Source organism: Streptococcus sp. IsoGale021, from assembly GCF_031142795.1.
Lineage (GTDB): Bacteria > Bacillota > Bacilli > Lactobacillales > Streptococcaceae > Streptococcus > Streptococcus hominis.
This window is the reverse complement of sequence record NZ_JAKZJH010000010.1, coordinates 35,410-60,353: the sequence shown is the minus strand read 5'-3', so window position 1 is coordinate 60,353 and position 24,944 is coordinate 35,410. Positions and strand designations below refer to the sequence as shown.

At 39.7% G+C, this 24,944-nt stretch carries 22 protein-coding genes, 1 tRNA gene and 1 other RNA gene; 23 read left to right on the top strand and 1 reads right to left on the bottom strand.

What is annotated here, in order from left to right; genetic code table 11:
- The first annotated feature begins 277 nt into the window (after window positions 1-277).
- From glgB to RG565_RS07790, 19 genes are all read left to right on the top strand, one after another.
- Window positions 278-2,188: a 1,4-alpha-glucan branching protein GlgB gene (gene glgB, locus RG565_RS07880; RefSeq protein WP_003028051.1), complete on the top strand. Its 1,911-nt coding sequence runs from the start codon at window positions 278-280 to the stop codon at window positions 2,186-2,188.
- A 3-nt stretch (window positions 2,189-2,191) separates the two neighbouring features.
- On the top strand, window positions 2,192-3,334 hold the full coding sequence (locus RG565_RS07875) for a glucose-1-phosphate adenylyltransferase (protein ID WP_003028052.1): 1,143 nt from the start codon (window positions 2,192-2,194) through the stop codon (window positions 3,332-3,334).
- The gene (gene glgD / locus RG565_RS07870) at window positions 3,324-4,463 is read left to right on the top strand and encodes a glucose-1-phosphate adenylyltransferase subunit GlgD (RefSeq protein WP_003028053.1); all 1,140 of its coding nucleotides are present in this window, start codon (window positions 3,324-3,326) and stop codon (window positions 4,461-4,463) included. Before RG565_RS07875 ends, glgD begins: the two co-directional genes overlap by 11 nt.
- On the top strand, window positions 4,460-5,890 hold the full coding sequence (glgA, locus tag RG565_RS07865; RefSeq protein WP_268732177.1) for a glycogen synthase GlgA: 1,431 nt from the start codon (window positions 4,460-4,462) through the stop codon (window positions 5,888-5,890). The genes glgD and glgA overlap by 4 nt, the downstream gene beginning before the upstream one ends.
- A 24-nt stretch (window positions 5,891-5,914) precedes the next feature.
- A complete protein-coding gene (locus RG565_RS07860) occupies window positions 5,915-8,311 on the top strand; it encodes a glycogen/starch/alpha-glucan phosphorylase (RefSeq protein WP_247937320.1) in 2,397 nt (798 codons plus the stop codon).
- A gap of 334 nt (window positions 8,312-8,645) precedes the next feature.
- Window positions 8,646-8,846: a F0F1 ATP synthase subunit C gene (locus tag RG565_RS07855; RefSeq protein ID WP_003025282.1), complete on the top strand. Its 201-nt coding sequence runs from the start codon at window positions 8,646-8,648 to the stop codon at window positions 8,844-8,846.
- A 39-nt stretch (window positions 8,847-8,885) separates the two neighbouring features.
- Window positions 8,886-9,599, top strand: coding sequence for a F0F1 ATP synthase subunit A (atpB, locus tag RG565_RS07850; protein WP_247937321.1), 714 nt, complete (start codon window positions 8,886-8,888; stop codon window positions 9,597-9,599).
- A gap of 14 nt (window positions 9,600-9,613) precedes the next feature.
- The gene (gene atpF / locus RG565_RS07845; RefSeq protein ID WP_049513642.1) at window positions 9,614-10,108 is read left to right on the top strand and encodes a F0F1 ATP synthase subunit B; all 495 of its coding nucleotides are present in this window, start codon (window positions 9,614-9,616) and stop codon (window positions 10,106-10,108) included.
- Window positions 10,108-10,644: a F0F1 ATP synthase subunit delta gene (locus RG565_RS07840; RefSeq protein WP_247937322.1), complete on the top strand. Its 537-nt coding sequence runs from the start codon at window positions 10,108-10,110 to the stop codon at window positions 10,642-10,644. The genes atpF and RG565_RS07840 overlap by 1 nt, the downstream gene beginning before the upstream one ends.
- Window positions 10,645-10,659: 15 nt before the next feature.
- Window positions 10,660-12,165, top strand: a complete 1,506-nt coding sequence (atpA, locus tag RG565_RS07835) for a F0F1 ATP synthase subunit alpha (RefSeq protein WP_195672922.1) — start codon at window positions 10,660-10,662, stop codon at window positions 12,163-12,165.
- A gap of 15 nt (window positions 12,166-12,180) precedes the next feature.
- Window positions 12,181-13,059 (top strand): F0F1 ATP synthase subunit gamma, encoded by an 879-nt coding sequence (locus RG565_RS07830; protein ID WP_003028065.1) that lies wholly within the window; start codon window positions 12,181-12,183, stop codon window positions 13,057-13,059.
- A gap of 34 nt (window positions 13,060-13,093) precedes the next feature.
- Complete coding sequence (gene atpD / locus RG565_RS07825) at window positions 13,094-14,500, top strand: F0F1 ATP synthase subunit beta (RefSeq protein ID WP_003025268.1); 1,407 nt, start codon at window positions 13,094-13,096, stop codon at window positions 14,498-14,500.
- A gap of 10 nt (window positions 14,501-14,510) precedes the next feature.
- Complete coding sequence (locus tag RG565_RS07820) at window positions 14,511-14,930, top strand: F0F1 ATP synthase subunit epsilon (RefSeq protein ID WP_003028068.1); 420 nt, start codon at window positions 14,511-14,513, stop codon at window positions 14,928-14,930.
- 100 nt (window positions 14,931-15,030) lie between these two features.
- Window positions 15,031-15,261: a DUF1146 family protein gene (locus RG565_RS07815; RefSeq protein WP_018543445.1), complete on the top strand. Its 231-nt coding sequence runs from the start codon at window positions 15,031-15,033 to the stop codon at window positions 15,259-15,261.
- A 38-nt stretch (window positions 15,262-15,299) separates the two neighbouring features.
- Window positions 15,300-16,580: a UDP-N-acetylglucosamine 1-carboxyvinyltransferase gene (gene murA, locus RG565_RS07810; RefSeq protein ID WP_247937323.1), complete on the top strand. Its 1,281-nt coding sequence runs from the start codon at window positions 15,300-15,302 to the stop codon at window positions 16,578-16,580.
- Complete coding sequence (locus RG565_RS07805; protein ID WP_247937324.1) at window positions 16,573-16,749, top strand: DNA-directed RNA polymerase subunit beta; 177 nt, start codon at window positions 16,573-16,575, stop codon at window positions 16,747-16,749. The genes murA and RG565_RS07805 overlap by 8 nt, the downstream gene beginning before the upstream one ends.
- Before the next feature lie 98 nt (window positions 16,750-16,847).
- Window positions 16,848-17,693 carry a DNA/RNA non-specific endonuclease gene (locus RG565_RS07800; RefSeq protein ID WP_247937325.1) on the top strand — a complete coding sequence of 282 codons (846 nt, stop codon included), beginning with the start codon at window positions 16,848-16,850 and terminating at the stop codon, window positions 17,691-17,693.
- A gap of 291 nt (window positions 17,694-17,984) precedes the next feature.
- The gene (locus tag RG565_RS07795; protein ID WP_247937326.1) at window positions 17,985-19,721 is read left to right on the top strand and encodes an ABC transporter ATP-binding protein; all 1,737 of its coding nucleotides are present in this window, start codon (window positions 17,985-17,987) and stop codon (window positions 19,719-19,721) included.
- Between the two features lie 9 nt (window positions 19,722-19,730).
- The gene (locus RG565_RS07790; RefSeq protein ID WP_247937327.1) at window positions 19,731-21,500 is read left to right on the top strand and encodes an ABC transporter ATP-binding protein; all 1,770 of its coding nucleotides are present in this window, start codon (window positions 19,731-19,733) and stop codon (window positions 21,498-21,500) included.
- A gap of 540 nt (window positions 21,501-22,040) precedes the next feature.
- Here the strand turns inward: RG565_RS07790 and RG565_RS07785 are convergent.
- Window positions 22,041-23,039 carry a YdcF family protein gene (locus RG565_RS07785; protein WP_247937328.1) on the bottom strand — a complete coding sequence of 333 codons (999 nt, stop codon included), beginning with the start codon at window positions 23,037-23,039 and terminating at the stop codon, window positions 22,041-22,043.
- A 136-nt stretch (window positions 23,040-23,175) separates the two neighbouring features.
- Here RG565_RS07785 and ssrA point away from each other — a divergent pair.
- The 4 genes from ssrA to RG565_RS07765 all read left to right on the top strand — a co-directional run bounded on the left by ssrA (window position 23,176) and on the right by RG565_RS07765 (window position 24,840).
- Window positions 23,176-23,525, top strand: a transfer-messenger RNA (tmRNA) gene (gene ssrA, locus RG565_RS07780).
- An 8-nt stretch (window positions 23,526-23,533) separates the two neighbouring features.
- Window positions 23,534-23,621: transfer RNA gene (locus tag RG565_RS07775), tRNA-Ser, on the top strand.
- Window positions 23,622-23,771: 150 nt separating this feature from the next.
- Window positions 23,772-24,152: a CidA/LrgA family protein gene (locus RG565_RS07770; RefSeq protein ID WP_003037448.1), complete on the top strand. Its 381-nt coding sequence runs from the start codon at window positions 23,772-23,774 to the stop codon at window positions 24,150-24,152.
- Window positions 24,145-24,840, top strand: a complete 696-nt coding sequence (locus RG565_RS07765) for an LrgB family protein (RefSeq protein WP_003027725.1) — start codon at window positions 24,145-24,147, stop codon at window positions 24,838-24,840. Before RG565_RS07770 ends, RG565_RS07765 begins: the two co-directional genes overlap by 8 nt.
- Window positions 24,841-24,944: the final 104 nt, after the last annotated feature.

Here is a 24,944-nt window from a genome sequence, read left to right as displayed (position 1 = left end):
AAGGCGACTTTGTGTGGCCTTTTTTGTAAAGCTGTCTAGACCTTTATGAAAATTTTCATTTAAAAAAGTTTACTCTTTTATCGACTATTTAGTAGGAATGGAATGAAAAGTTTAAAATTTTAACAAAATCTAGTTATTTTTGCTAATAGTGGGCATTATTTGAAGAAATGTTCGGTTTTGAGAATTTTTTGTAATAATAATGGAAATTTACTTGAAAAGCAATAGGAAAAATAGTAAAATAGAATCATAGAAAACGCTTACAAAACGAGGTGAAAAAATGGATAGACAAGAAGCATTGAGAACTTTTACCACAGGTGAAAATTTCCATTTGCAGCACTATTTGGGGGCTCATCAAGATGAAGTAGATGGGCAAAGTGGCTATACATTTCGTGTATGGGCACCGAATGCTCAGAGTGTGCATCTGATTGGAGACTTTACCGACTGGTATGAAAATCAAATCCCTATGGCACGTAATGAAGGTGGCGTATGGGAAGTGTTTACGGATTTACCTAAGGAAGGAGACATTTACAAATACAACATCAAACGAAGTAGCGGGCAAGAAATTTTGAAAATTGATCCGCTGGCAGTTTATTTTGAAAAACGTCCTGGTACAGGTGCAGTAATTCGGACGATTCCAGAAAAGAAATGGAAAGATGGTCTATGGTTAGCTCGCAGAAAACGTTGGGGATTTTTCTCACGTCCAGTGAATATTTACGAAGCTCATGCAGGTTCCTGGAAGAAAAATGAGGATGGTAGCCCGTATTCATTTGCTCAATTAAAAGATGAACTGATTCCTTATTTGGTTAAAATGAATTATACTCATGTGGAATTCATGCCACTAATGGCGCATCCACTTGGATTGAGCTGGGGTTATCAGCTAATGGGATATTTTGCACTTGAGCACACGTATGGAACGCCTGAAGAGTTTCGTGATTTTGTTGAAGAATGTCATGTCAATAATATCGGAGTTATTGTTGACTGGGTGCCGGGTCATTTTACTATCAATGATGATGCCTTGGCTTATTATGACGGTACACCTACGTTTGAATATCAGGATCATGACCGTGCCCATAATTACGGCTGGGGCGCTCTCAATTTTGACTTAGGAAAGAATGAAGTGCAGTCTTTCTTGATTTCTAGTATCAAGTTTTGGATTGACTTTTATCACTTAGACGGAATCCGCGTGGATGCTGTTAGCAACATGCTCTACCTAGATTATGATAGTGGTCCATGGCAACCAAATATTGACGGGGGCAATCGCAACTACGAAGGCTATTACTTCCTTCAACGCTTGAACACGGTTATCAAACTGGCTCATCCAGATGTCATGATGATTGCAGAGGAAAGCACGAGTGATACAAAGATTACAGGTATGGCAGAAATGGGTGGTCTTGGATTTGACTACAAGTGGAACATGGGCTGGATGAATGACATTCTGCGCTTCTACGAAGAAGACCCAATTTACCGCAAGTATGATTTTAATCTAGTAACCTTTAGTTTTATGTATGCTTTCTCTGAAAATTTCTTACTGCCATTCTCTCATGACGAAGTGGTGCATGGTAAGAAGAGCCTCATGCATAAGATGTGGGGAGACCGCTACAATCAATTTGCTGGTCTGCGAAATCTCTATACATATCAAATGTGTCACCCAGGGAAGAAGCTTCTTTTCATGGGTAGTGAATGGGGACAATTCTTAGAGTGGAAATGCGAAGAATCTTTGGAATGGCGTGATTTGGCTGATGATATGAATGCCAAGATGCAGCATTTCACTTCTCAGCTCAATCAGCTTTATAAAGAAAATCGTGTTTTATGGGAAAATGACTTGAGTTGGGACGGTTTAGAGATTATTGATGCGGATAATACAGATCAAAGTGTGCTTTCCTTTATTCGGAAAAATGACAAGGGAGATATGTTAGTTTGCGTCTTTAATATGGCTCCGGTAGAGCGCAAAGACTTTACCATTGGTGTTCCGGTAGCAGCCATATATGAAGAAATTTGGAATACGGAATTAGAAGAATGGGGAGGTGTGTGGAAAGAGCACAATCAAACGGTTCAGTCTCAAGAAGGCTTGTGGAAGGATTATCCTCAGACGTTGACCTTTACTTTGCCAGCATTAGGGGCAAGTATTTGGAAGATTAAACGTCGTGTGAAATCAGCAAATGTAAGTAAAAAGTCAAAAAAGGAGTAACAAATGAAGAATGAAATGCTAGCTTTGATTCTTGCCGGTGGGCAAGGAACGCGTCTTGGAAAACTCACTCAAAGTATTGCCAAACCAGCAGTACAATTTGGTGGACGTTACCGTATCATTGACTTTGCTTTGTCCAATTGTGCGAATTCAGGGATTCATAATGTTGGTGTCATTACTCAATATCAACCATTAGCTTTGAATAGTCATATTGGGAATGGCTCTAGTTGGGGACTTGACGGCATTAATACAGGAGTATCCATTCTCCAGCCTTACTCAGCAAGTGAAGGAAATCGTTGGTTTGAAGGAACGAGCCATGCGATTTATCAAAACATTGATTATATTGATACTATCAATCCTGAATATGTCTTGATTTTGTCTGGTGATCACATTTACAAAATGGATTATGATGATATGCTTCAGTCTCATAAAGATAACAATGCCAGCTTAACAGTGGCTGTTCTAGATGTCCCTCTGAAAGAAGCAAGTCGTTTTGGTATTATGAATACAGATGCCAATAACCGCATTGTCGAGTTTGAAGAAAAACCAGCTGAACCTAAGTCTACCAAGGCTTCTATGGGGATTTATATCTTTGACTGGAAACGCCTGCGTACTATGCTGGTAGCTGCTGAAAAGAGCAATGTAGATATGTCTGACTTCGGTAAGAATGTTATTCCAAATTATCTAGAGTCTGGCGAGAGCGTCTACGCTTATGAATTCAACGGATACTGGAAGGATGTCGGCACGATTGAATCTCTCTGGGAAGCTAATATGGAATATATCGATCCCAATAATGCCTTAGATAGCCGTGATCGTCAATGGAAAATTTACTCACGGAACTTGATTTCCCCACCAAACTTCCTTGGAGAGAACGCTCATGTTGAAGATTCTTTGGTTGTGGACGGCTGTTTGGTAGATGGCACGGTTAAACATTCGATTCTTTCTACGGAAGCTCAGGTGCGTAAAGATGCAGTTGTAGAAGATTCTGTTGTTATGAGTGGAGCTATCATTGGTCAAGGAGCAAAAATCAAACGTGCTATTATCGGTGAAGGAGCTATCATTTCTGATGGTGTAGAAATTGATGGAACAGACGAAGTACAAGTTATCGGATACAATGAGAAAGTGGGGGTACCATCAGATGAAGATTGATAAATATTCAGCAATTTTAGGAAATACAGTTGGATTTCATGATATGTCTACTTTGACAAGTCATCGTCCAGTTGCCAGCTTGCCTTTTGGTGGGAAATATCGGTTGATTGACTTTCCATTATCCAGCTTAGCAAATGCAGGGATTCGGAGCGTCTTTTGCATTTTCCAACAAGATAATATTAGTTCTGTCTTTGACCATATCCGTTCTGGACGTGAATGGGGGCTGTCTACTCTTTTGAGTCACTACTATCTTGGTATTTATAATACGCGCGTAGAAAGTTCTACTGTTGGTAAAGAATACTACGAGCAATTATTGACCTATTTAAAACGTTCGGGCAGCGATCAAACGGTAGCATTGAACTGTGATGTTTTGGTGAACATCGACTTGAACCAAGTCTTCCACTTACATGGTACAACTGATCAACCGATTACAGTTGTCTATAAAAAATTACCAAAAGAAGAAATTTCCGAAGTCAACGCTGTTTTGGAAATTGATGAAACAGATCATGTGAAAAATCACCATCTTTTTGATGATAAAAAAGATCAGGATTTGTACAACATGTCAACGGATATCTTTGTTGTGGATACACCTTGGCTGATTGAAAAGTTAGAAATAGAAGCACAAAAAGAATTTCCTCAAAAATTACGTTATGTTTTACGTGATTTAGCTACTCAGGAAAAAGCGTTTGCTTATGAATATACGGGTTATTTAGCAAATATTCATTCTGTCACTTCGTACTTCAATGCCAATATTGATATGCTTGATTCGCAAAAATTCTATTCTCTTTTCTCCCCAAATCAAAAGATTTATACTAAAGTAAAAAATGAAGAGCCAACTTATTATGCAGTCGGTTCTAAGGTTTCAAATTCTCAATTCGCTTCTGGTAGTATCGTGGAAGGAGAAGTGATTGATTCTGTCATTTCTCGTAATACCCGCGTTAACAAAGGAAGTAGTGTTAAAAGCAGCATTCTCTTCCCACGTGTCCTTATTGGTGAAAATGCTGTTGTAGAAAATGCTATTTTAGATAAGGGTGTTGAGGTTGCTGAGAATGTGACCATTCGAGGAACAGTTGATAACCCAGTTGTCATTAAAAAGGGTGAAAAAGTAACAGAGGATAGAATTCAATGAAAATTTTATTTGTAGCAGCAGAAGGGGCACCTTTTTCTAAAACAGGAGGTTTGGGAGACGTCATTGGCGCTCTCCCTAAATCTCTTGTGAAGGCAGGTCATGAAGTGGGCGTCATTCTTCCATACTATGATATGGTGGATAAAAAGTTTGGCGACCAAATGGAAGACTTGTTCCATTTTGAAGTAAAGGTCGGTTGGCGTGGTCAATATGTAGGCGTGAAACGTACCGTTTTAAATGGTGTGACCTTCTACTTTATAGACAATCAATACTATTTCTTCCGTGGACATGTTTATGGCGATTTTGATGACGGCGAACGCTTTGCCTATTTCCAAATGGCAGCTGTTGAGTTAATGGAGCGAGTGGATTTTATTCCAGATGTTCTCCATGTGCATGATTATCATACAGCGATGATTCCATTTTTGGTGAAAGAAAAATACCATTGGATTCAGGCTTATCATGGTATTCGGACTGTTTTAACCATTCACAATTTAGAATTTCAAGGGCAATTTTCGGATGGGATGCTCTGGGATTTGTTTGGAGTAGGATATGAGCGTTATGCAGATGGTACTTTGCGTTGGAATGATTGCCTCAACTGGATGAAAGCAGGGATACTGTATGCAGATCGTGTGACAACCGTGTCACCAAGTTATGCACGTGAAATTATGACACCAGAGTTTGGTTGCGGTTTGGATCAAATTTTGCGGATGGAGTCGGGTAAAGTCTCAGGTATTGTCAATGGAATCGATACAGATATTTATAATCCAGAAACAGATGCGTTACTGGATCATCATTTTAATAAAGATGATTTATCTGGCAAACTTGCTAATAAGCGTGCGTTGCAAGAAAAAGTTGGTCTGCCTGTGCGAGATGATGTACCTCTAGTAGGGATTGTATCACGTTTGACTCGGCAAAAAGGTTTTGATTTAGTTGTGGATCAATTACACAATTTACTACAAGATGATGTACAAATTATCCTTTTAGGAACAGGAGACCCATCTTTTGAGCAATCATTTGCTTGGTTTGGTCAAGCCTATCCAGAAAAATTATCTGCCAATATCACTTTTGATGTGAAATTAGCGCAAGAAATTTATGCAGCTTGTGATATGTTCTTAATGCCAAGTCGCTTTGAGCCATGTGGATTGTCCCAAATGATGGCCATGCGTTATGGAACATTACCACTTGTACATGAAGTTGGTGGTCTTCGTGACACCGTTCAACCCTACAATGCTTATGAAGGAACAGGAACTGGATTTAGCTTTAATAATTTCTCAGGTTACTGGCTGAAATGGACATTTGACATGGCTATTGACGTATACCACAATGATAAAGATACATGGTATAACCTTCAAAGACAGGCTATGGAACGCGATTTTTCATGGGATACAGCTAGCCAAGCTTACAGTCATTTGTACCAATCTCTTCATTGATAGAAAGGAGTTTGCCGTTAAGAAATGAAACTAACAAAAGAGCAGTTTCTTCATGATTTTAAGGATATTTTGCATGAAGAACAATTGATTAAAGTAGAAGATGCCACTCCGGCAGAACTGTTTCAAACCTTAGCACGTACAATTCGCAAATACATCACTCCTATGTGGTTGGAGCGACGAAACAAATTAGTAGAAGACAAGCAAAAAATTGCTTATTACTTTTCGATTGAATTTCTACCTGGGCGGATGCTGGAAACTAATTTGCTAAATCTTGGAATCCTCGATGTTGTCAAAGAAGGTTTTGACGAATTAGGTATTGATTTTACAGCTGTAAAACGGGCTGAACACGATATGGCATTAGGGAATGGCGGTCTTGGTCGCCTTGCAGCAGCTTTTATGGATTCGCTTGCAACTACAGGCTATCCGGGATTTGGTAATGGAATCCGCTATCGCTACGGACTTTTCAAACAAAAAATTGTGGACGGTTACCAAGTCGAGTTGCCTGATGATTGGTTTGGTAGTCTAGGAAACGTCTGGGAAACGCGGAAAGATCACGATGTTGTAGATGTCAAAATTTTTGGGAATGTCTATCTTCAAGCCAACAAGGAAGGTCGGATCGTTCCTGTTTATGAAAATTCACAAACTCTTCGTGCAGTACCTTACGACGTGCCACAAATTGGTTTTGAAAATGATACTGTCAACAATCTTCGTTTATGGGATGTTGAAATTCCTGAAGAATATGAACTAGAATATCCAACGATTGAAGCACGCCGCAAAGTGCAAGATATTACGGCTATTTTGTATCCAGATGATTCAAGTTACGAAGGAAAAGAACTGCGCTTGATTCAAGAATATTTCATGACTAGTGCGGGTTTGCAGACGATTATCAAATCTTATCGGAAACAAGGCCTGCCTTTAGAGCAAATTCCTGAAAAGGTATCGGTCCATATCAACGATACCCATCCAGCGGTTGCACCAGCAGAATTTATGCGGCTTTTACTTGATGACTGCGGTCTTGAATGGGCGGACGCCTGGAATGCAACAGTGAAGACGATGAGTTATACCAATCACACTATTCTTTCAGAAGCTTTAGAAAAATGGGATGCGGAACTCTTTAAAAATGTTCTTCCTCGTGTTTACCAAATCATTCTTGAAATTGACAATCGCTATGTTTCTGATATGGCTGCACGCGGTATTGATCCGCAAGTGATTGAAAATACTCGGATTGTCAAAGATAATCAAGTCCACATGGCGCATCTCGCGATTATTGGTGGACATTCAGTCAATGGAGTGGCAAAACTTCACACAGAGTTGCTCAAAGAAGATACGTTGCGTGATTTTTATGCTATTTATCCTGAAAAATTCAATAATAAAACGAATGGCATCATTCAACGTCGCTGGTTGCAAATTGCAGATGAACCATTGTCAAATGAAATTGACCGCTTGATTGGCAACGGCTGGCGGACGGATATTCATGAACTTCGCAGACTTTTAGACTACAAAGATGATCGGCAAGTTTTGAGTGAATTTTATAATGTCAAGCAAGAAGCCAAGGCGCGCTTAGCAGTTTTCATCAAAGAATCTACAGGAGTGGAAGTGTCAACGGAAGCTATTTTTGATGTACAAGTGAAACGGCTTCATGCTTATAAGCGTCAATTGCTCAATTTGCTCCATATTCTTAAACTATATTGGGATTTAAAAGACAATCCTAATAAAGATATGGTGCCACGTGTCTTCATTTTTGGTGCCAAGGCAGCGCCGGGTTATCATTTTGCCAAATCTGTTATCAAATTGATCAACGAAGTGGCAAATCTCGTAAACAATGATGAAAGCTTGCAAGGCAAACTAAAAGTTGTTTTCCTTGAAAATTATCGTGTCAGCTTGGCTGAACTCATCATTCCCGCTGCAGATGTGTCAGAGCAAATCTCGCTTGCTTCTAAGGAGGCTTCCGGCACATCTAATATGAAATTCATGATGACAGGCGCCATTACTTTGGCAACCCTTGACGGAGCCAATATTGAAATCAAAGATGAAGTCGGAGATGACAATATTGTAATTTTCGGTATGGACAAAGATGAAGTCTATGACCATTATGCCCGTCATGATTACTACTCACGTGGTGTTTATGAAAGCAATCCTGTGGTTCGCCGTGTGGTGGATAGTTTTGTGAATGGAACTATTCCAAATGTCCGAAATGAAGGTTCTGAGATTTATGAAGCTTTGATTACGCACAATGACGAATACTTTCTTCTGGAAGATTTTGCTTCGTACGTAGCGGCTCAAGAAAAGATTGATCAACTCTATCGTGACAAAGGGAAATGGGCGCATATGAGCCTTATTAATATCGCAACATCTGATAAATTCACATCAGATGATACGATTGAACAATACGCCAAAGAAATTTGGAACCTAAAAAAGTAATAAGCTAGGGGCTGGAACTTAACCAGCCTCTTTGTTGAAAAAGTGAATTGTAGTTTTTGTCTATATTTAATCGATAAAGATTGCCTATAATATACATATATAGGGAAACAAAATTCGATAATTGGAAATAGCTATTTCCACATCAACAAACTGATAGTGGGATCAAGTTCGTTTTACTACTATTCTAAAACCACAATTGTTGCAGGATAGCCTACTTTTTTGGAAATTGAAAGAAATCCGTATAAAACGTTTCCAAAAGACAAAAACATTTGACAAAAAGAATTTTTAGGACTAAACTAAGTAAGTAAATTTTAAACATAAAGGAGAATTCATCATGAATTTAACATTTTTTGGATTATGTCTTGCCTGTATGGGTGTTTCACTCGCTGAAGGGTTTTTAATGGCAAATCTATTTAAATCAGCATCACGTCAGCCAGAAATCATTGGTCAGTTGAGAACACTTATGATCATGGGGATTGCCTTTATCGAAGGTACTTTCTTCGTAACACTTGCGATGTCATTCATCATTAAATAAGAAAAGAAAGTTATCCTTTAGAAAAGGGGGTGGAGTTCGTTGGAAGAAAGTGTAAATCCAACCATCACTTTAGGTCCTGTGACCTTTGATTTGACTCTACTTGCTATGTCTCTTCTAACCGTACTTATCGTATTTGCTTTCGTCTATTGGGCTAGTCGGAAAATGACGCTGAAGCCTTCTGGTAAGCAAAACGTCTTAGAATACCTCTATGATTTTGTCATTGGCTTTACAAAGGGCAATATTGGCGATAAGTATATGAAGAATTACTCTCTATTTATCTTTTCCTTATTCCTTTTCGTTGCAGTAGCTAATAACCTTGGCTTGATGGCAAAAGTGCAGACAACCAAGGGATATAACTTGTGGACATCTCCAACAGCCAATCTTGCATTTGACTTAGGATTTTCATTCTTGATTACCTTGATTTGCCATGTCGAAGGGATTCGTCGTCGTGGAGTGAAGGCTTATCTTAAAGCTTTTGCGACACCTGCTGGAATGACACCGATGAATATTTTGGAAGAATTCACCAATTTTGCTTCTTTGGCTTTGCGGATCTATGGTAATATCTATGCAGGGGAAGTTCTGTCTGGCTTGTTATTAACTTTGTCACAACAAGCTGCTGCTTGGTATCCAATAGCATTTGTCTTGAATCTTGTTTGGACAGCTTTTTCAGTCTTTATTTCATGTATTCAAGCCTATGTATTTACCATGTTGACATCTATGTATCTAGGTAAGAAAATTAATGGTGAGGAATAGAAGGGAGAAAAGAGATGAATATTACTTTAAGTAGTCTTATTGGGGATTTTATCCTTGTAGCAGGCTCATTTCTTCTGTTAATCGTTTTAATTAAGAAATTTGCCTGGGATAATATTACAAGTACTTTTGAGCAACGGGCCAAAAAGATTTCGGATGATATTGATGGCGCAGAATCTGCTCGTCAAAAAGCAGAAGATTTGGCTCAAAAGAGAGAAACAGAATTAGCAGGTAGTCGTCAAGAAGCGACAACAATTATTGAAAATGCCAAGGAAACTGCCGAGAAAAACAAGGCAGGAATCTTGGCAGATGCAGCTGATGAAGCTGGACGTTTAAAAGAAAAGGCTAATCAAGAAATCGCTCAAACCAAAGCAGAAGCCATGAACAGTATCAAAGGTGATGTAGCCGATTTGACTGTAAATCTTGCTAGCAAAATTTTAGGTCAAAAATTGGATCAAGAAGCTCACAAAGAGCTCATTGACCGCTATATTGACAAGCTAGGAGATGCTTAATGGACAAAAAAAGATATGCGGTAATTGAAAAATATACCACACCCTTTGTCCAACTCGTGATTGAAAAAGGTCAGCAAAAAGATGTTTTTGAAAAACTTCAACAAATCAAAGACATTTTTAACAATACCCATTTAGCTGCTTTTTTGTCACATATTGGTGTTGATGATACAGAAAAAGAAAGAAGCCTTCGCTATTTTCAAGAATCTGATTCATCCTTGATTGACAATTTCATTGAAGTTATTATTCATAATCATCGTGAAGATCTTTTTTATGATATTTTAGTAGAAAGTCTTCACCAGCTTGAAAAGATTAGTAATGAATTTGAAGTGACAATCAAATCAGTTCAAGGTTTATCGGAGGAGCAAAAATCTAAAATTATTCCGATTATTGAGCGAAAATTTGGATTGCAGGTTCGTTCTTTAAAAGAAGAACTGGATGCAAGCCTCATTGGTGGCTTTATCATCACAGCTAATAATAAGACAATTGATGCAAGTATTAAACGTCAATTACAAACAGTAAAAGAAAATTTGAAATAGAAAGTGGTGTGAATTTTGGCGATTAACGCACAAGAAATCAGCGCTTTAATTAAGCAACAAATTGAAAATTTCCAGCCAAATTTTGACGTCACAGAAACAGGGGTCGTCACATATATTGGTGATGGGATCGCCCGTGCTCATGGTCTTGACAATGCAATGAGTGGTGAGCTGTTGATTTTTGAAAATGGCTCATACGGTATGGCACAAAACTTAGAATCAACAGATGTAGGGATTATCATCTTAGGTGATTTCACAGATATTCGCGAAGGGGATACCATTCGTCGTACTGGTAAAATCATGGAAGTGCCCGTCGGAGATGCTTTGATTGGTCGGGTTGTTGATCCGCTTGGTCGTCCGGTTGATGGGCTTGGCGAGATTAAGACAGACAAGACGCGTCCAGTTGAAACACCTGCTCCGGGAGTTATGCAACGGAAATCTGTATCAGAACCGCTTCAAACAGGTTTGAAAGCGATCGATGCTTTGGTGCCAATTGGTCGTGGGCAACGGGAATTGATTATCGGAGACCGTCAAACTGGTAAAACAAGTATTGCGATTGATGCGATTTTGAACCAAAAGGGACAAGATATGATTTGTATCTATGTTGCCATTGGTCAGAAAGAATCAACGGTTCGTACGCAAGTAGAAACACTTCGTCAGTATGGAGCGCTGGATTACACAATCGTTGTCACAGCGTCGGCTTCTCAACCTTCACCATTGCTGTTTTTAGCACCTTATGCAGGTGTAGCAATGGCAGAGGAATTTATGTATAGTGGCAAACACGTTTTGATTGTCTATGATGATTTATCAAAACAAGCGGTTGCTTATCGTGAACTGTCACTCTTGCTTCGTCGTCCACCAGGTCGTGAAGCTTTCCCAGGAGACGTATTCTATCTTCATAGCCGTCTTTTGGAACGTTCTGCCAAAGTTTCGGATGAATTAGGTGGTGGTTCTATTACAGCGCTGCCGTTTATCGAAACGCAAGCAGGAGACATCTCCGCTTATATCGCAACCAATGTAATTTCAATTACAGACGGTCAAATCTTCTTAAGCGACAGTCTCTTTAATGCAGGTGTTCGACCTGCTATTGATGCCGGTTCATCTGTATCACGTGTAGGTGGTTCTGCACAGATAAAAGCGATGAAGAAGGTTGCCGGAACCTTGCGTATTGACCTTGCTTCTTATCGTGAACTGGAAGCATTTACCAAGTTTGGTAGTGATTTGGATGCTGCGACACAAGCGAAATTGAATCGTGGTCGTCGGACGGTAGAAGTCTTGAAACAACCGGTTCATGAACCATTACCAGTTGAAAAACAAGTCGTTATTTTGTACGCCTTGACACATGGTTTCTTGGATAGTGTACCGGTTGATGATATTCTTCGTTTTCAAGCAGAACTGTTTGATTACTTTGATGCTCATCATGAAGACCTCTATGAAATCATTCGTACAACAAAAGACCTTCCAGAGGAAGCAGTCTTAGATGCTGCAATTACTGAATTTATCAATCAGTCTAGCTTCAAGTAAGAATAGAGGTGTCAGATGGCAGTTTCATTAAATGATATAAAAAATAAAATTGCATCCACAAAAAACACCAGTCAAATCACAAATGCTATGCAAATGGTATCTGCTGCTAAGCTAGGAAAGTCAGAAGAAGCGGCCAAGAATTTCCAAATCTATGCTTCTAAAGTCAGAAAGTTATTGACAGATTTGCTTCATGGGCATGAAGTGCAAAATTCCAAATACCACCCTATGTTGATTAGTCGTCCGGTGAAAAAAACAGCCTATATCGTTATTACATCGGATCGCGGCTTAGTGGGTGGTTATAATGCGACCATTCTCAAATCCATGATGGAACTTTTTGCAGAATACCATGATAAAGATGATTTCGTCATCATTTCAATCGGTGGTATGGGCTCGGACTTCTTTCGTGCGCGTGGTATTCAACCAATTTATGAACTACGTGGTTTAGCTGATCAACCAAGCTTTGATGAAGTTCGTAAAATCATTAACAAAACGGTTGAAATGTATCAAAACGAATTATTTGATGAATTGTATGTTTGTTATAATCATCACGTCAATAGTTTGACCAGCCAAATGCGTGTTGAACAAATGCTTCCAATCGTGGATTTGGATCCAAATGAAGCAGACGAAGACTACGTTTTGAATTTGGAATTGGAATCTAGCCGAGATGTCATTTTGGATCAATTATTGCCTCAGTTTGCTGAAAGTATGATCTACGGGGCAATTATTGATGCGAAAACAGCAGAAAATGCGGCAGGAATGACCGCGATGCAGACAGCAACAGATAACGCGAAAAAAGTTATCAATGATTTGACCATTCAGTATAATCGTGCTAGACAAGCAGCTATCACGCAAGAAATTACTGAAATTGTGGCGGGTGCAAGTGCACTAGAATAGTGTCACAGAAAATAAATATAAAGAGGAGAAAAGAATGAGCTCAGGCAAAATTGCTCAGGTTATCGGACCAGTCGTTGATGTTGCGTTTGCAGCTGGTGATAAATTACCTGAGATAAATAATGCACTTGTAGTCTATAAAAATGACGAAAAAAAATCAAAAATCGTCCTTGAAGTAGCTCTTGAGCTTGGTGACGGAGTGGTTCGGACCATTGCTATGGAATCAACTGACGGGTTGACTCGTGGCATGGAAGTCCTAGATACTGGTCGTCCAATTTCTGTCCCCGTTGGGAAAGAAACACTCGGTCGCGTCTTTAACGTTTTAGGAGATACCATTGACTTGGAGGCTCCTTTTGGTGAAGATGCAGAACGTCAACCAATCCACAAAAAAGCTCCAACTTTTGATGAGTTGTCTACTTCATCAGAAATCTTAGAAACAGGAATTAAGGTAATTGACCTCCTTGCACCTTATCTAAAAGGTGGGAAAGTCGGACTTTTCGGTGGTGCCGGTGTTGGAAAGACAGTCCTGATTCAAGAATTGATTCACAACATTGCCCAAGAACACGGTGGAATTTCTGTCTTTACTGGTGTTGGAGAACGAACGCGTGAAGGGAACGACCTTTACTGGGAAATGAAAGAATCTGGCGTTATTGAAAAAACAGCCATGGTCTTCGGTCAAATGAATGAACCACCTGGAGCACGTATGCGTGTGGCTTTGACTGGTTTGACCATTGCCGAATATTTCCGTGATGTTGAAGGTCAAGATGTGCTTTTATTCATTGACAATATCTTCCGTTTCACGCAAGCAGGTTCTGAAGTATCTGCCCTTCTTGGACGCATGCCTTCAGCCGTTGGTTACCAACCAACACTTGCGACAGAAATGGGACAATTGCAAGAACGGATTACATCAACCAAGAAAGGTTCTGTAACCTCTATCCAAGCTATCTATGTGCCAGCCGATGACTACACTGACCCTGCGCCAGCGACAGCGTTTGCTCACTTGGATTCTACAACCAACTTGGAACGGAAATTGGTGCAATTAGGGATTTACCCAGCAGTTGATCCACTTGCTTCTAGCTCCCGTGCACTTGCTCCTGAAATTGTCGGAGAAGAGCACTATGCTGTAGCAGCAGAAGTGAAACGTGTTCTTCAACGTTACCATGAATTGCAAGATATTATTGCAATCCTTGGTATGGATGAATTGTCAGACGAAGAAAAGACTTTGGTTGCGCGTGCGCGTCGGATTCAATTCTTCTTGTCACAAAACTTTAATGTTGCTGAACAATTTACTGGGCAACCAGGTTCTTATGTACCAGTTGCTGATACAGTTCGTGGCTTTAAAGAAATCCTTGAAGGAAAATATGATCATCTTCCTGAAGATGCCTTCCGTGGTGTTGGTTCCATCGAAGATGTTGTTGCTAAAGCTGAAAAAATGGGATTTTAAGAGGTGACCTATGGCTCAAATGACAGTACAAATCGTGACACCTGATGGTCTAGTTTTTGACCACCATGCAACGTTTGTTTCCGTTAAAACTCTTGATGGAGAAATGGGGATTTTACCGCATCATGAAAATATGATTGCTGTTTTGGCTGTCGATGAGGTCAAAGTGAAGCGGATTGATGATGAAGATCATGTCAATTGGATTGCTGTGAATGGTGGAATTGTCGAAGTAGCTGATAATGTAATCACCATTGTTGCAGACTCTGCCGAACGTGCTCGCGATATTGACATCAGTCGTGCTGAAAGAGCAAAATTACGTGCTGAACGTGCTATTGAAGAAGCACATGAAAAGCATTTGATTGACCAAGAACGTCGTGCCAGAATCGCTCTTCAACGTGCCATTAACCGAATTAACGTTGGAACAAGATTATAAAAAAGGCCAATTGGCCTTTTTTATAATGGCTTTTTTGTTATCGGTACATGATTCGTGTCCGATAGTTTGCTCTCATCTATTTTTTTGGTATAATGGGAATATGATTCAGTTAATTTTTACGCTTAGTAGCCATATGATCTTTATTTTTCTTTCATTTCACTTACTTTCTACTGTTGTGAATTGGGAAAAACTATTGAAAGTGAATGCTGACAATGCTTTTAGAATTCGTTTTTTGATTTTATTGCTTAGTATTGCATTAGGCTTTTTGCTCAGCTCTTTCTTCCTCAGTCTCTATACATTAGGACGTGATGTGTTTAATAGCAATTTATAAGATGAGAAAAGTAATAAAATAAGTGTTTTGGAGAAAATATGGATAAAATTATTATACAAGGCAGTTCGAATCCATTAGTTGGTTCGGTTAAAATTGAAGGTGCCAAAAATGCTGTTTTGCCTTTGCTTGCAGCAACTATTCTAGCGACGACAGGGAAAACAACTCTAACCAATGTTCCGGTTCTATCAGATGTGTTTACGATGAACAATGTGGTTCGTGGATTGAATACAAAAGTGACTTTTGAGCAAGAAGAAAACCGGATTACGGTGGATGCTACACAGCCGTTGAGTGAAGAAGCGCCTTATAAATATGTGAGTAAAATGCGTGCTTCAATTGTTGTATTAGGACCTATTTTGGCGCGTAATGGTCACGCAAAAGTTTCCATGCCGGGTGGCTGTACGATTGGAAGCCGTCCTATTGACCTTCATTTGAAAGGTTTAGAGGCAATGGGAGCAGAAATTAAGCAGACGGCTGGATTTATCGAAGCAAAAGCTGACCAATTGCATGGAGCTCATATCTATATGGACTTTCCAAGTGTAGGGGCGACACAAAACATTATGATGGCAGCAACGTTAGCAGACGGTGTGACCGTTATTGAAAATGCAGCTCGGGAGCCTGAAATTGTGGATTTAGCTGTTTTGTTAAACAAAATGGGGGCTAAAGTCCGTGGAGCAGGTACGGAAACATTAACCATTACTGGGGTTAAGGAATTGTCTGGGACAAGTCATAGCGTGGTGCAAGATCGTATCGAAGCTGGAACTTTTATGGTAGCAGCTGCTATGACAGGTGGCAATGTTCTTGTGCAAGATGCTATCTGGGAGCATAATCGTCCCCTCATTGCGAAACTGATGGAAATGGGTGTGTCTGTTACCGAAGAGGACGAAGGAATTCGGATTTGTTCGGATTTATCCAAGTTAAAAGCGGTCAATGTGAAGACTCTTCCGCATCCAGGTTTCCCGACAGATATGCAGGCGCAATTTACAGCTTTGATGACGGTTGCCAAGGGTGAGTCTACCATGATTGAGACTGTTTTTGAGAATCGTTTTCAACATCTGGAAGAAATGCGTCGGATGGGTTTACATTCAGAAATTATGCGGGACACAGCTCGTATCGTTGGTGGTCAAGCCTTGCAAGGGGCAGAGGTGATGTCAACAGACTTGCGTGCGAGTGCCGCGCTGATTTTAACAGGCTTGGTTGCAGAAGGTGAAACAAAAGTAGGACAACTAACTCATTTGGACAGAGGATATTATCAGTTCCATAAAAAGTTGGCTGACTTAGGTGCTTCTATTAAGCGAGTGAAGGAAGAAGACGATGAATAATGATTTGAAATATGTTGGAAAACAAGTCGGAATTGTTCTGATAGTCTTTTTGTTGGGTTTGATTTTGTTTGCACTCGGTTTAGTTGTTGGTTATGGTGGAAAAAATCCATGGGCTATTTTATCGCCAGATAAGTGGCAGGAGATTATCAGCAAATTCACAGGACAATAGACAATAATATTGATAGGAAAAAGGGAGTGAGACAGAGGTCGTGATTTCGTAGAAATTGGCTTTGAGTCCCGCTTCCTATTTATTTAAAAGGGGGAGAAATGGCGAGAAAGAAATCCAATCAGAAAGTAGCACAAAGTGTAGCTGGTCTGGTTATAGCACTGGTTATAGCGCTGGGAGGTTATTCTTTTAGCAATCATCATGGTAGTACGAAGCCTTCTGACAGCACTGCTATTAATCGAAGCATTCGGACGAATCATGCAGCACCCAGTCAAGAATTAGCACAGAGTGTTTTGACAGAGTCCGTTAAACGGCAACTCAAAGGAAAGATTGAATGGAATGGGGCAGGAGCCTTCACAATCAATGAAAATAAAACAACATTGGATGCTAAAGTTGCAAGCGTTCCTTATGCGGATAATAAGACTAAACTCGTCCGAGGTCAGACCGTTCCGACGGTTGCAAATGCTCTTTTATCCAAAGCAACTCGCCAATATAGAAGTCGTGAAGAAACAGGAAATGGCTCCACGACTTGGACACCTGCTGGTTGGCATCAAGTCAAGCATTTATCAGGCGAATACAATCATGCGGTTGACCGTGGGCATTTGTTGGGGTATGCTTTGATTGGCAACTTGAAAGGCTTTGATGCTTCGACCAGCAACCCGAAAAACATCGCTGTGCAAACAGCTTGGGCTAATCAAGCAAATACTGGTTATTCTACGGGTCAAAATTTTTATGAAACAAAGGTTCGCAAGGCACTAGACAAAAATAAACGAGTTCGGTATCGAGTGACTTTGATTTATGCCAATGAACAGGATTTAGTGCCAGTTGGTTCGCATATTGAAGCTAAATCAAGCGATAGTAGCTTGGAAATAAATGTCTTTGTTCCCAACGTACAGACAGGACTTCGGCTAAATTATCAAACAGGAGAAGTGACTGTTACCAACTAGATTATTGCTAGTGTTGCATTTATATCATCTTTTTGTTATACTATTTTTACATGAGGTCGGACAAAAATTATCTCAGCCTCTATCTAATTTAGTGATAAGCGAATGACGCAGTAGGTGATTGGACTCTTTATTCGCTTTTCAAGCTCGAAAGAGCACCTAATCACCTTTGCGGGGGTGGGACTACGAACTTAAATTTTTCAAGATAAGTTCTGTCCCACTCCCCCATTTTGTCTAAAAAGTACGTTGGTGCTTTTTTATTGTGGATTTGTTTTATGAGGAGAAAGGAGAAACATGAAGTATATTTGGTCTTATTTGAAAAAATATCCTAAATGGTTGATGCTGGATTTCTTTGGTGCTGTCTTCTTTGTCGTGGTGAATCTCGGTTTGCCGACTGTTTTGGCACGAATGATTGACGAAGGGATTAATCGAGGAGACAGCAATCGTTTGTATTATTGGGCAATTGTGATGCTTATTGTGATTTTGTTGGGAATTTTGGGGCGGATCGTGCTTTCTTATGCAGCTGGTAAGTTGACAACGAGTATGGTGCGTGATATGCGTAATGACATCTACGACAAATTGCAAGAGTATTCCCATCATGAATACGAGCAGATTGGTGTTTCATCCTTAGTGACACGGATTACCAGTGATGCTTTTGTTTTGATGCAGTTCGCAGAACAATCCCTAAAAATGGGTGTCATCACACCAATGATGATGATGTCTAGTGTGATGATGATTTTTTTCACTAGTCCTTCCTTGGCTTGGATTGTTGCAATTTCTGTTCCTTTCCTCGGCATTGTCGTTTGGTATATAGCAGTCAAGACTCGTCCTTTATCAGAAAAGCAACAAAAAACTTTAGATAAAATCAATCAATACGCACGTGAGAATTTAATGGGGCTGCGCGTTATTCGTGCTTTTGCTCGAGAAGAATTTCAAGAAGAGCGTTTTGCTTCACAAAATGACATTTATGCGAATAATTCGAATCGTCTGTTCAAGTTAACTGGTTTGACAGAACCTCTTTTTGTTCAAATTATCATCGCGATGATTGTTGCCATTGTCTGCTTTGCTTTAAAACCACTAGGTACAGGAGATTTGCAAATTGGCGATTTAGTTGCTTTTATCGAATACAGTTTTCATGCATTGCTGTCATTTCTGTTGCTGTCTAGCTTGTTTACTATGTATCCTCGTACAGCTGTTTCGAGTGAACGGTTGAAAGAAGTAATGGAAATGCCCATTTCGATCAATCCAAACGAAGATGGTGTGACTGAGACAGACAGTCATGGTTATTTAGAGTTTGACAATGTTACCTTTGCATATCCTGGTGAAACAGAGAGTCCAGTCTTGCATAATATTTCCTTCAAAGCAAAACCTGGTGAAACAATTGCCTTTATTGGTTCAACAGGTTCAGGGAAATCATCTCTGGTGCAGTTAATTCCACGCTTCTATGATGTAACTTTAGGAAAAATTTTAGTGGATGGGGTAGATGTGCGTTCTTATAATCTAAAAGCACTGCGGCAGAAGATAGGCTTCATTCCACAAAAGGCTTTGCTGTTTACGGGAACAATCGCAGAAAATCTGCGGTATGGGAAAGAGCATGCCAGTTATGAAGAATTGACACAAGCGGCAGATGTAGCACAAGCTAGAGATTTTATCGAAAGTAAGGAAGAACGCTTTGAAGCCTATTTAGCTGAAGGGGGAAGCAATCTCTCAGGTGGGCAAAAGCAACGCCTTTCTATCGCACGTGCTGTTGTGAAAGAACCAGATATTTATATCTTTGATGATTCATTTTCTGCATTGGACTATAAGACCGATGCCATTCTTCGAAGTCGACTCAAAGAAGTTACGCAAAATGCTACTGTATTGATTGTAGCACAACGCGTGGGAACCATAATGGATGCAGATCAGATTATTGTTCTGGATAAGGGAGAAATCGTCGGACGCGGAACACATGAAGAATTGTTGCGACAAAACGACATCTATCGCGAAATTGCTAATTCTCAGCTTAATAGTCAATCACTAACAGAAGAATAGGAGGGAAAGATGAAACAACATAGTTTTATGCGCTTGTGGAGTTACTTAAAAGTTTATAAACTCTCAGTAATCCTTGCTATCTTTTTGAAGGTGGTGAGTATTGTGATGAGCGTGCTAGAGCCTTTTGTACTTGGTCTTGCTATTACAGAATTGACACGAAATGTGCTGGATATAGTAAAAGGAGTCGAAGGTGCTAGTATAAACACAACATATGTCTTTGGGGTAATGGCACTTTACCTTTTGCGTGGTTTGTTCTATGAAATTGGGTCTTACTATTCTAATTATTTTATGACCAATGCAGTGCAAAATACAGTACGTGACATGCGCAATGAGTTGAGTTCTAAAATTAATCAAATTCCAGTTTCTTACTTTGATAAGCATCAATTTGGAGATTTGCTAGGGCGCTTTACCAGTGATGTAGAGACTGTTTCAAATGCGCTTCAACAATCATTCTTACAAGTTGTAAATGCGGTTTTGACCATTACCTTAGTTATCGGAATGGTCTTGTATCTTAATTTTCAACTGGCTTTGATAGTGATTGCTAGCATTCCGTTGACCTATTTGGGGGCAAACTTTATTTTGAAAAAATCACAACCGTATTTTAAAAAGCAAGCAGATACGCTAGGTGTCATGAATGGATTTGTTCAAGAAAATCTAACTGGTTTTAATGTGCTGAAACTCTATGGCCGTGAAGAAACATCTTCAGACGATTTTCGAGAAATCACGCAAAACCTCCAAGAAGTCGGATTCAAAGCTAGTTTTATTTCTGGCTTGATGATGCCAATTTTGAACGCAATTTCAGATTTGACTTATCTGCTTGTAGCAGTTGTTGGTGGTCTGCAAGTCATTTCTGGACAATTAACGATTGGGAACATGCAAGCATTCGTACAATATGTGTGGCAAGTAAACCAACCAATCCAAAACCTAACGCAATTGGCTGGGCAATTGCAGAGTGCTAAGTCTTCGCTGGATCGTGTCTTCCAAGTCTTGGATGAACCAGACGAAGTAACTGATGCGAAAGAGCGGCTGGAACATAATTTGACAGGTCAGGTCAGCTTCAAGCATGTTGACTTTCAATACGTGGAAAACAAACCGCTCATTCGAGACTTCAACTTAGAGGTTAAGCCGGGCGAAATGGTGGCGATTGTCGGTCCAACCGGTGCCGGAAAGACCACCCTTATCAATTTGCTCATGCGTTTTTATGATGTAACATCTGGTTCGATTGCTGTTGATGGTCACGATATTCGCAACTTATCACGACAAGAATACCGCAAACAATTTGGTATGGTCTTGCAAGACGCTTGGCTTTATGAAGGAACAGTCAAAGAAAACTTGCGCTTTGGAAATCTGAATGCGACAGATGAAGAGATTGTGGAAGCCGCCAAAGCAGCTAATGTCGATCATTTCATTCGGACGCTTCCAGGTGGCTATAATATGGAAATGAATCAGGAATCCAGCAATATTTCGCTAGGACAAAAACAATTGCTGACCATCGCGCGAGCACTATTAGCCGATCCAAAAATCTTGATTTTGGATGAAGCGACTTCGTCCGTTGATACGCGCCTAGAGCTCTTGATTCAAAAAGCGATGAAGAACCTCATGCAAGGACGAACAAGCTTTGTCATTGCTCACCGCTTATCGACGATTCAAGAGGCAGATAAGATTTTGGTTCTCAAAGATGGACAAATCATTGAGCAAGGAACTCACGAATCGCTTCTAGCTGATAAAGGTTTCTATTACGACTTATATACAAGTCAATTTGCAAAGAAAGAAGCCTAACGAATAAAGGAGCAAAACAAAACTCCAACGAAACAATAAAAACACGAACTCTGTCTTGACTAGTTGCTAGCTAATCTGGACGAGTTCGTGTTTTTCTATCCTTAGCGGCACAAAGCTAAAATGCAATTGCTCTGTTCCACAACTATTTTTTGCTAAATCTTCAAAATTGCATCATATTTCTTCCGTCCGCCCCGCGGACGAAGTGAACTAGTTTTGATTTATATTGTCAGCCAAGCGGATGGGGTGGATTAGTTTTGATTTATACTGTCAGCCCGGCGGACGAAGTGAACTAGTTTTGGTTTATTGTGTCAGCTGGGCGGACGAAGTGAATGAGTTTGGGTTTATAGTGTCAGCCGAGCGGACGAGGTGAATGAGTTTTAGTTTCCTCCGTCTCCCTGGTCGACAGCACAAATCAGTTTGGTTTTGCTTTATCGTCCCGGTCGACAGTAAGAATCAGTTTTAATTTACTTTGTCGCCCCAGTCGACAGCTTCAATCGTTTGCTCCGAATCGTTCATTCCGTTAAGTGAAATTACGCCTTATCAAAAGAGGTTAGTAAGCCAAACAATGAAATAAAACCCAAGAAAAATAGCGTGCCATTTCCAATAGAGTACAATCAGTCCGATTGTTTCACGTATCCAAGCCGATGGGAGAAAATAAAGTGCTGTTCGGGAACCTATACTACGTCCTTTCAAACCAAGCTTTCGCATGTAAATACCCGCTCGCAAAGAGTGGAAAGAGTTGGTGACGACCAAGCAATAGTAATTTTCCTTACTTTTTTCGTCTAAAATAGTTTTGCTAAACTGCAAATTTTCTAAGGTATTGGTTGACTGCCGTTCAATTATAATATCTTCTTGTGGAATACCTACTTGCCTTAAATATTGTGCCATTGCTTCTGCTTCGGTTATTGGTTCATCGACACCTTGTCCTCCAGAAACGACAATTTTGGGATGGTTATGAAATTTTTCATACATCGTCTTCCCCTTTTCGAGCCGTTGAGCGAGAAGAGGTGGAACCTTGTCTCCTATCAAACCAGACCCTAAGATGATGATGTAGTCTGGATGTTTTATGACGGGCAATACATTATAAACAAAACCGTAAAGGATATAGGTCACATAAAGATAGCTACCATAAATTAGAAGTCCATTTGTAAGAGATAGGGTTTTATGAAGAAAGATAAAATGAGGAAAGAAAAAAGTAAGCGCTAGGGAAAGAGCAATAGCGAGTCCATAAAAGAGGGAGAGGAGGTTTGCTAAACGCCTGCCTTCAAAGGTCATCATCTGTCTGCCATTAAAAATGAGATAAATGGTTGAAATTATAACACTCAAAGGAATGAAAAGTGCTAAGATGAGCAAAGAAAGCATTGCCAGATTTCTATTGACAAGTTGTTCCATATGCATCACAAACAAACCAGAAACGATAGCGGCAAATAAAATTAAAACGATACTAAGCAAATACGCATTGAAGAGTCGCCTTGGCTCTATATAAAACAAGACAAGAAAAAGAAGAGTAGGAAGAAGCCAAATAAGATGCAATACCATAATGTGATAACAATCCTTTCAATCAATTTCCTTTTTAGTATAGCATAAAAGTTCCTGTAAAAAAGTAAATTTAAAAAACAATGGACTTAAAAATTGAAATATTATTAAAAAATATGGTATAATATTTTTATGTCTTGGGGTCGTTACGGATTCGACAGGCATTATGAGGCACATTTTGCGACTCATCGAGCGGATGTAAAGCGCCAGTTAAATATAACTGCAAAAAATAATAATTCTTACGCTTTAGCTGCCTAAAAAACAGCCAGCGTGACCAGATTCGGATCGCTCGTGTTCGATGACCGGTCTTAATAATAGCGAGATACGATTAAGCCTTGTCTAGGGGCTTGATAAGAGACTGATAGACTCGCTTGGCTTGGACTTGAGTTATGTGTCAAAGCGAAGTTAAATCCAATACATAACCTATGGTTGTAGACAAATGTGTTGGCAGGTGTTTGGACGTGGGTTCAATTCCCACCGGCTCCATTGTTAAATATGGAAGATTACTCAAGAGGCTTAAGAGGCTGTGTTGGAAACGCAGTAGGCGTGTGAAAGCGTGCGTGGGTTCGAATCCCATGTCTTCCGTTTTGTTACAAAACGCTCGTTAGTGGCGTTTTTTTCTTACTAGAAGATAAAATGAGTGAAGAGAACGGATTCACTCATTTATTTTTTTGAAAAATATTGAAATTTTTCTGAAAAGTAGTAGACTGTTACTAGAAAGTTTGGAGGTTTCTTGTGAAATTATACGTACAATTGATGATTATTTTTTCGATTTCTTTGATAGGAGAAGGGATTTCCTATCTTTTTCATTTGCCTATTCCAGGAAGCATTATTGGCCTCATTCTTCTTTTTTTGGCTTTGCAATTTAAAATTTTCAGATTGCGGCATGTGAGTATGGTGGGAAATTTTTTATTAGCCAATATGACCATTTTATTTTTGCCACCAGCGGTTGGAATTATGGATAAATTTCATGTCATTGCGCCTTATCTGCTGCCGATTGTTTTGATTATTGTTGGGGCGATTGTGATCAATGTGGTTGTCATTGCCGTGGTTGTTCATTTTATCAAAAATCGCTTTGAAGGAGATTACGGAGAAGGAGAAACAAGAAATGTCTAATTTGTGGGGCAATCCTTTATTTGGTTTGGCTTTATCGATCTTTGCTTATCTGGTAGGAATGTTGATTTTTCGCAGATTTCCGCATCCTTTGACAACACCTTTGCTTCTAGCCACCATATTTGTCATTGTATTTTTAAAATTGACAGGAATTTCTTATAAACATTACTACATAGGTGGAACGTATTTGAATAATCTCATTGTGCCGTCAACGGTTGCACTGGGAATTCCTTTGTATAAAACATTTCATCTCATGAAACACCATGCCAGAAGCATTTTGATTGGTACTTTTGTAGCAGTGGTAGTGAACACCAGTTTTACGGCCTTGGTCGCCAAGGCTTTTGGAATGGATTTTTTCTTAGCAATTTCACTCTTTCCCAAATCAGTAACAACAGCTATGGCGGTTGGAATTACAGATAAAATGCAAGGGCTGACGACGGTGACGTTGGTGGTCGTAGTAGCAACGGGAATTTTGACAAGTGTGATAGGACCGACTGTTTTAAGGATTTTAAAAATCAAAGATCCTGTTGCAGTAGGCTTAGCTCTTGGAGGAACGGGACATGCTGTTGGGACAGGGACAGCCTTTAAATACGGACAAGTTGCAGGTGCTATGGCTGGTCTAGCCATTGGCGTGACAGGGATTATGTATGTGATTGTCAGTCCAATTGTTGCAAGTATTATTTTAAAATAGCAAAAAACGAGAATGACTGTGCTGTGACTATTTTTTGAAAGCAAGTATGTTTTCTGCCCCATTTCTTAAAAAACATGATATAATAGAGAGTAAAAACTTTTTGA

Bases quoted from the DNA above. Each gene is read 5' to 3' on its own strand.
- glgB (WP_003028051.1), top strand. From the start codon at position 278: ATGGATAGACAAGAAGCATTGAGAACTTTTACCACAGGTGAAAATTTC.
- RG565_RS07790 (WP_247937327.1), top strand. From the start codon at position 19,731: ATGAAACAACATAGTTTTATGCGCTTGTGGAGTTACTTAAAAGTTTAT.
- glgA (WP_268732177.1), top strand. From the start codon at position 4,460: ATGAAAATTTTATTTGTAGCAGCAGAAGGGGCACCTTTTTCTAAAACA.
- RG565_RS07840 (WP_247937322.1), top strand. From the start codon at position 10,108: ATGGACAAAAAAAGATATGCGGTAATTGAAAAATATACCACACCCTTT.
- RG565_RS07820 (WP_003028068.1), top strand. From the start codon at position 14,511: ATGGCTCAAATGACAGTACAAATCGTGACACCTGATGGTCTAGTTTTT.
- glgD (WP_003028053.1), top strand. From the start codon at position 3,324: ATGAAGATTGATAAATATTCAGCAATTTTAGGAAATACAGTTGGATTT.
- RG565_RS07765 (WP_003027725.1), top strand. From the start codon at position 24,145: ATGTCTAATTTGTGGGGCAATCCTTTATTTGGTTTGGCTTTATCGATC.
- RG565_RS07875 (WP_003028052.1), top strand. From the start codon at position 2,192: ATGAAGAATGAAATGCTAGCTTTGATTCTTGCCGGTGGGCAAGGAACG.
- RG565_RS07860 (WP_247937320.1), top strand. From the start codon at position 5,915: ATGAAACTAACAAAAGAGCAGTTTCTTCATGATTTTAAGGATATTTTG.
- RG565_RS07815 (WP_018543445.1), top strand. From the start codon at position 15,031: ATGATTCAGTTAATTTTTACGCTTAGTAGCCATATGATCTTTATTTTT.
- RG565_RS07785 (WP_247937328.1), bottom strand. From the start codon at position 23,039: ATGGTATTGCATCTTATTTGGCTTCTTCCTACTCTTCTTTTTCTTGTC.
- RG565_RS07800 (WP_247937325.1), top strand. From the start codon at position 16,848: ATGGCGAGAAAGAAATCCAATCAGAAAGTAGCACAAAGTGTAGCTGGT.
- RG565_RS07830 (WP_003028065.1), top strand. From the start codon at position 12,181: ATGGCAGTTTCATTAAATGATATAAAAAATAAAATTGCATCCACAAAA.
- RG565_RS07855 (WP_003025282.1), top strand. From the start codon at position 8,646: ATGAATTTAACATTTTTTGGATTATGTCTTGCCTGTATGGGTGTTTCA.
- RG565_RS07805 (WP_247937324.1), top strand. From the start codon at position 16,573: ATGAATAATGATTTGAAATATGTTGGAAAACAAGTCGGAATTGTTCTG.
- murA (WP_247937323.1), top strand. From the start codon at position 15,300: ATGGATAAAATTATTATACAAGGCAGTTCGAATCCATTAGTTGGTTCG.
- RG565_RS07795 (WP_247937326.1), top strand. From the start codon at position 17,985: ATGAAGTATATTTGGTCTTATTTGAAAAAATATCCTAAATGGTTGATG.
- atpF (WP_049513642.1), top strand. From the start codon at position 9,614: ATGAATATTACTTTAAGTAGTCTTATTGGGGATTTTATCCTTGTAGCA.
- atpD (WP_003025268.1), top strand. From the start codon at position 13,094: ATGAGCTCAGGCAAAATTGCTCAGGTTATCGGACCAGTCGTTGATGTT.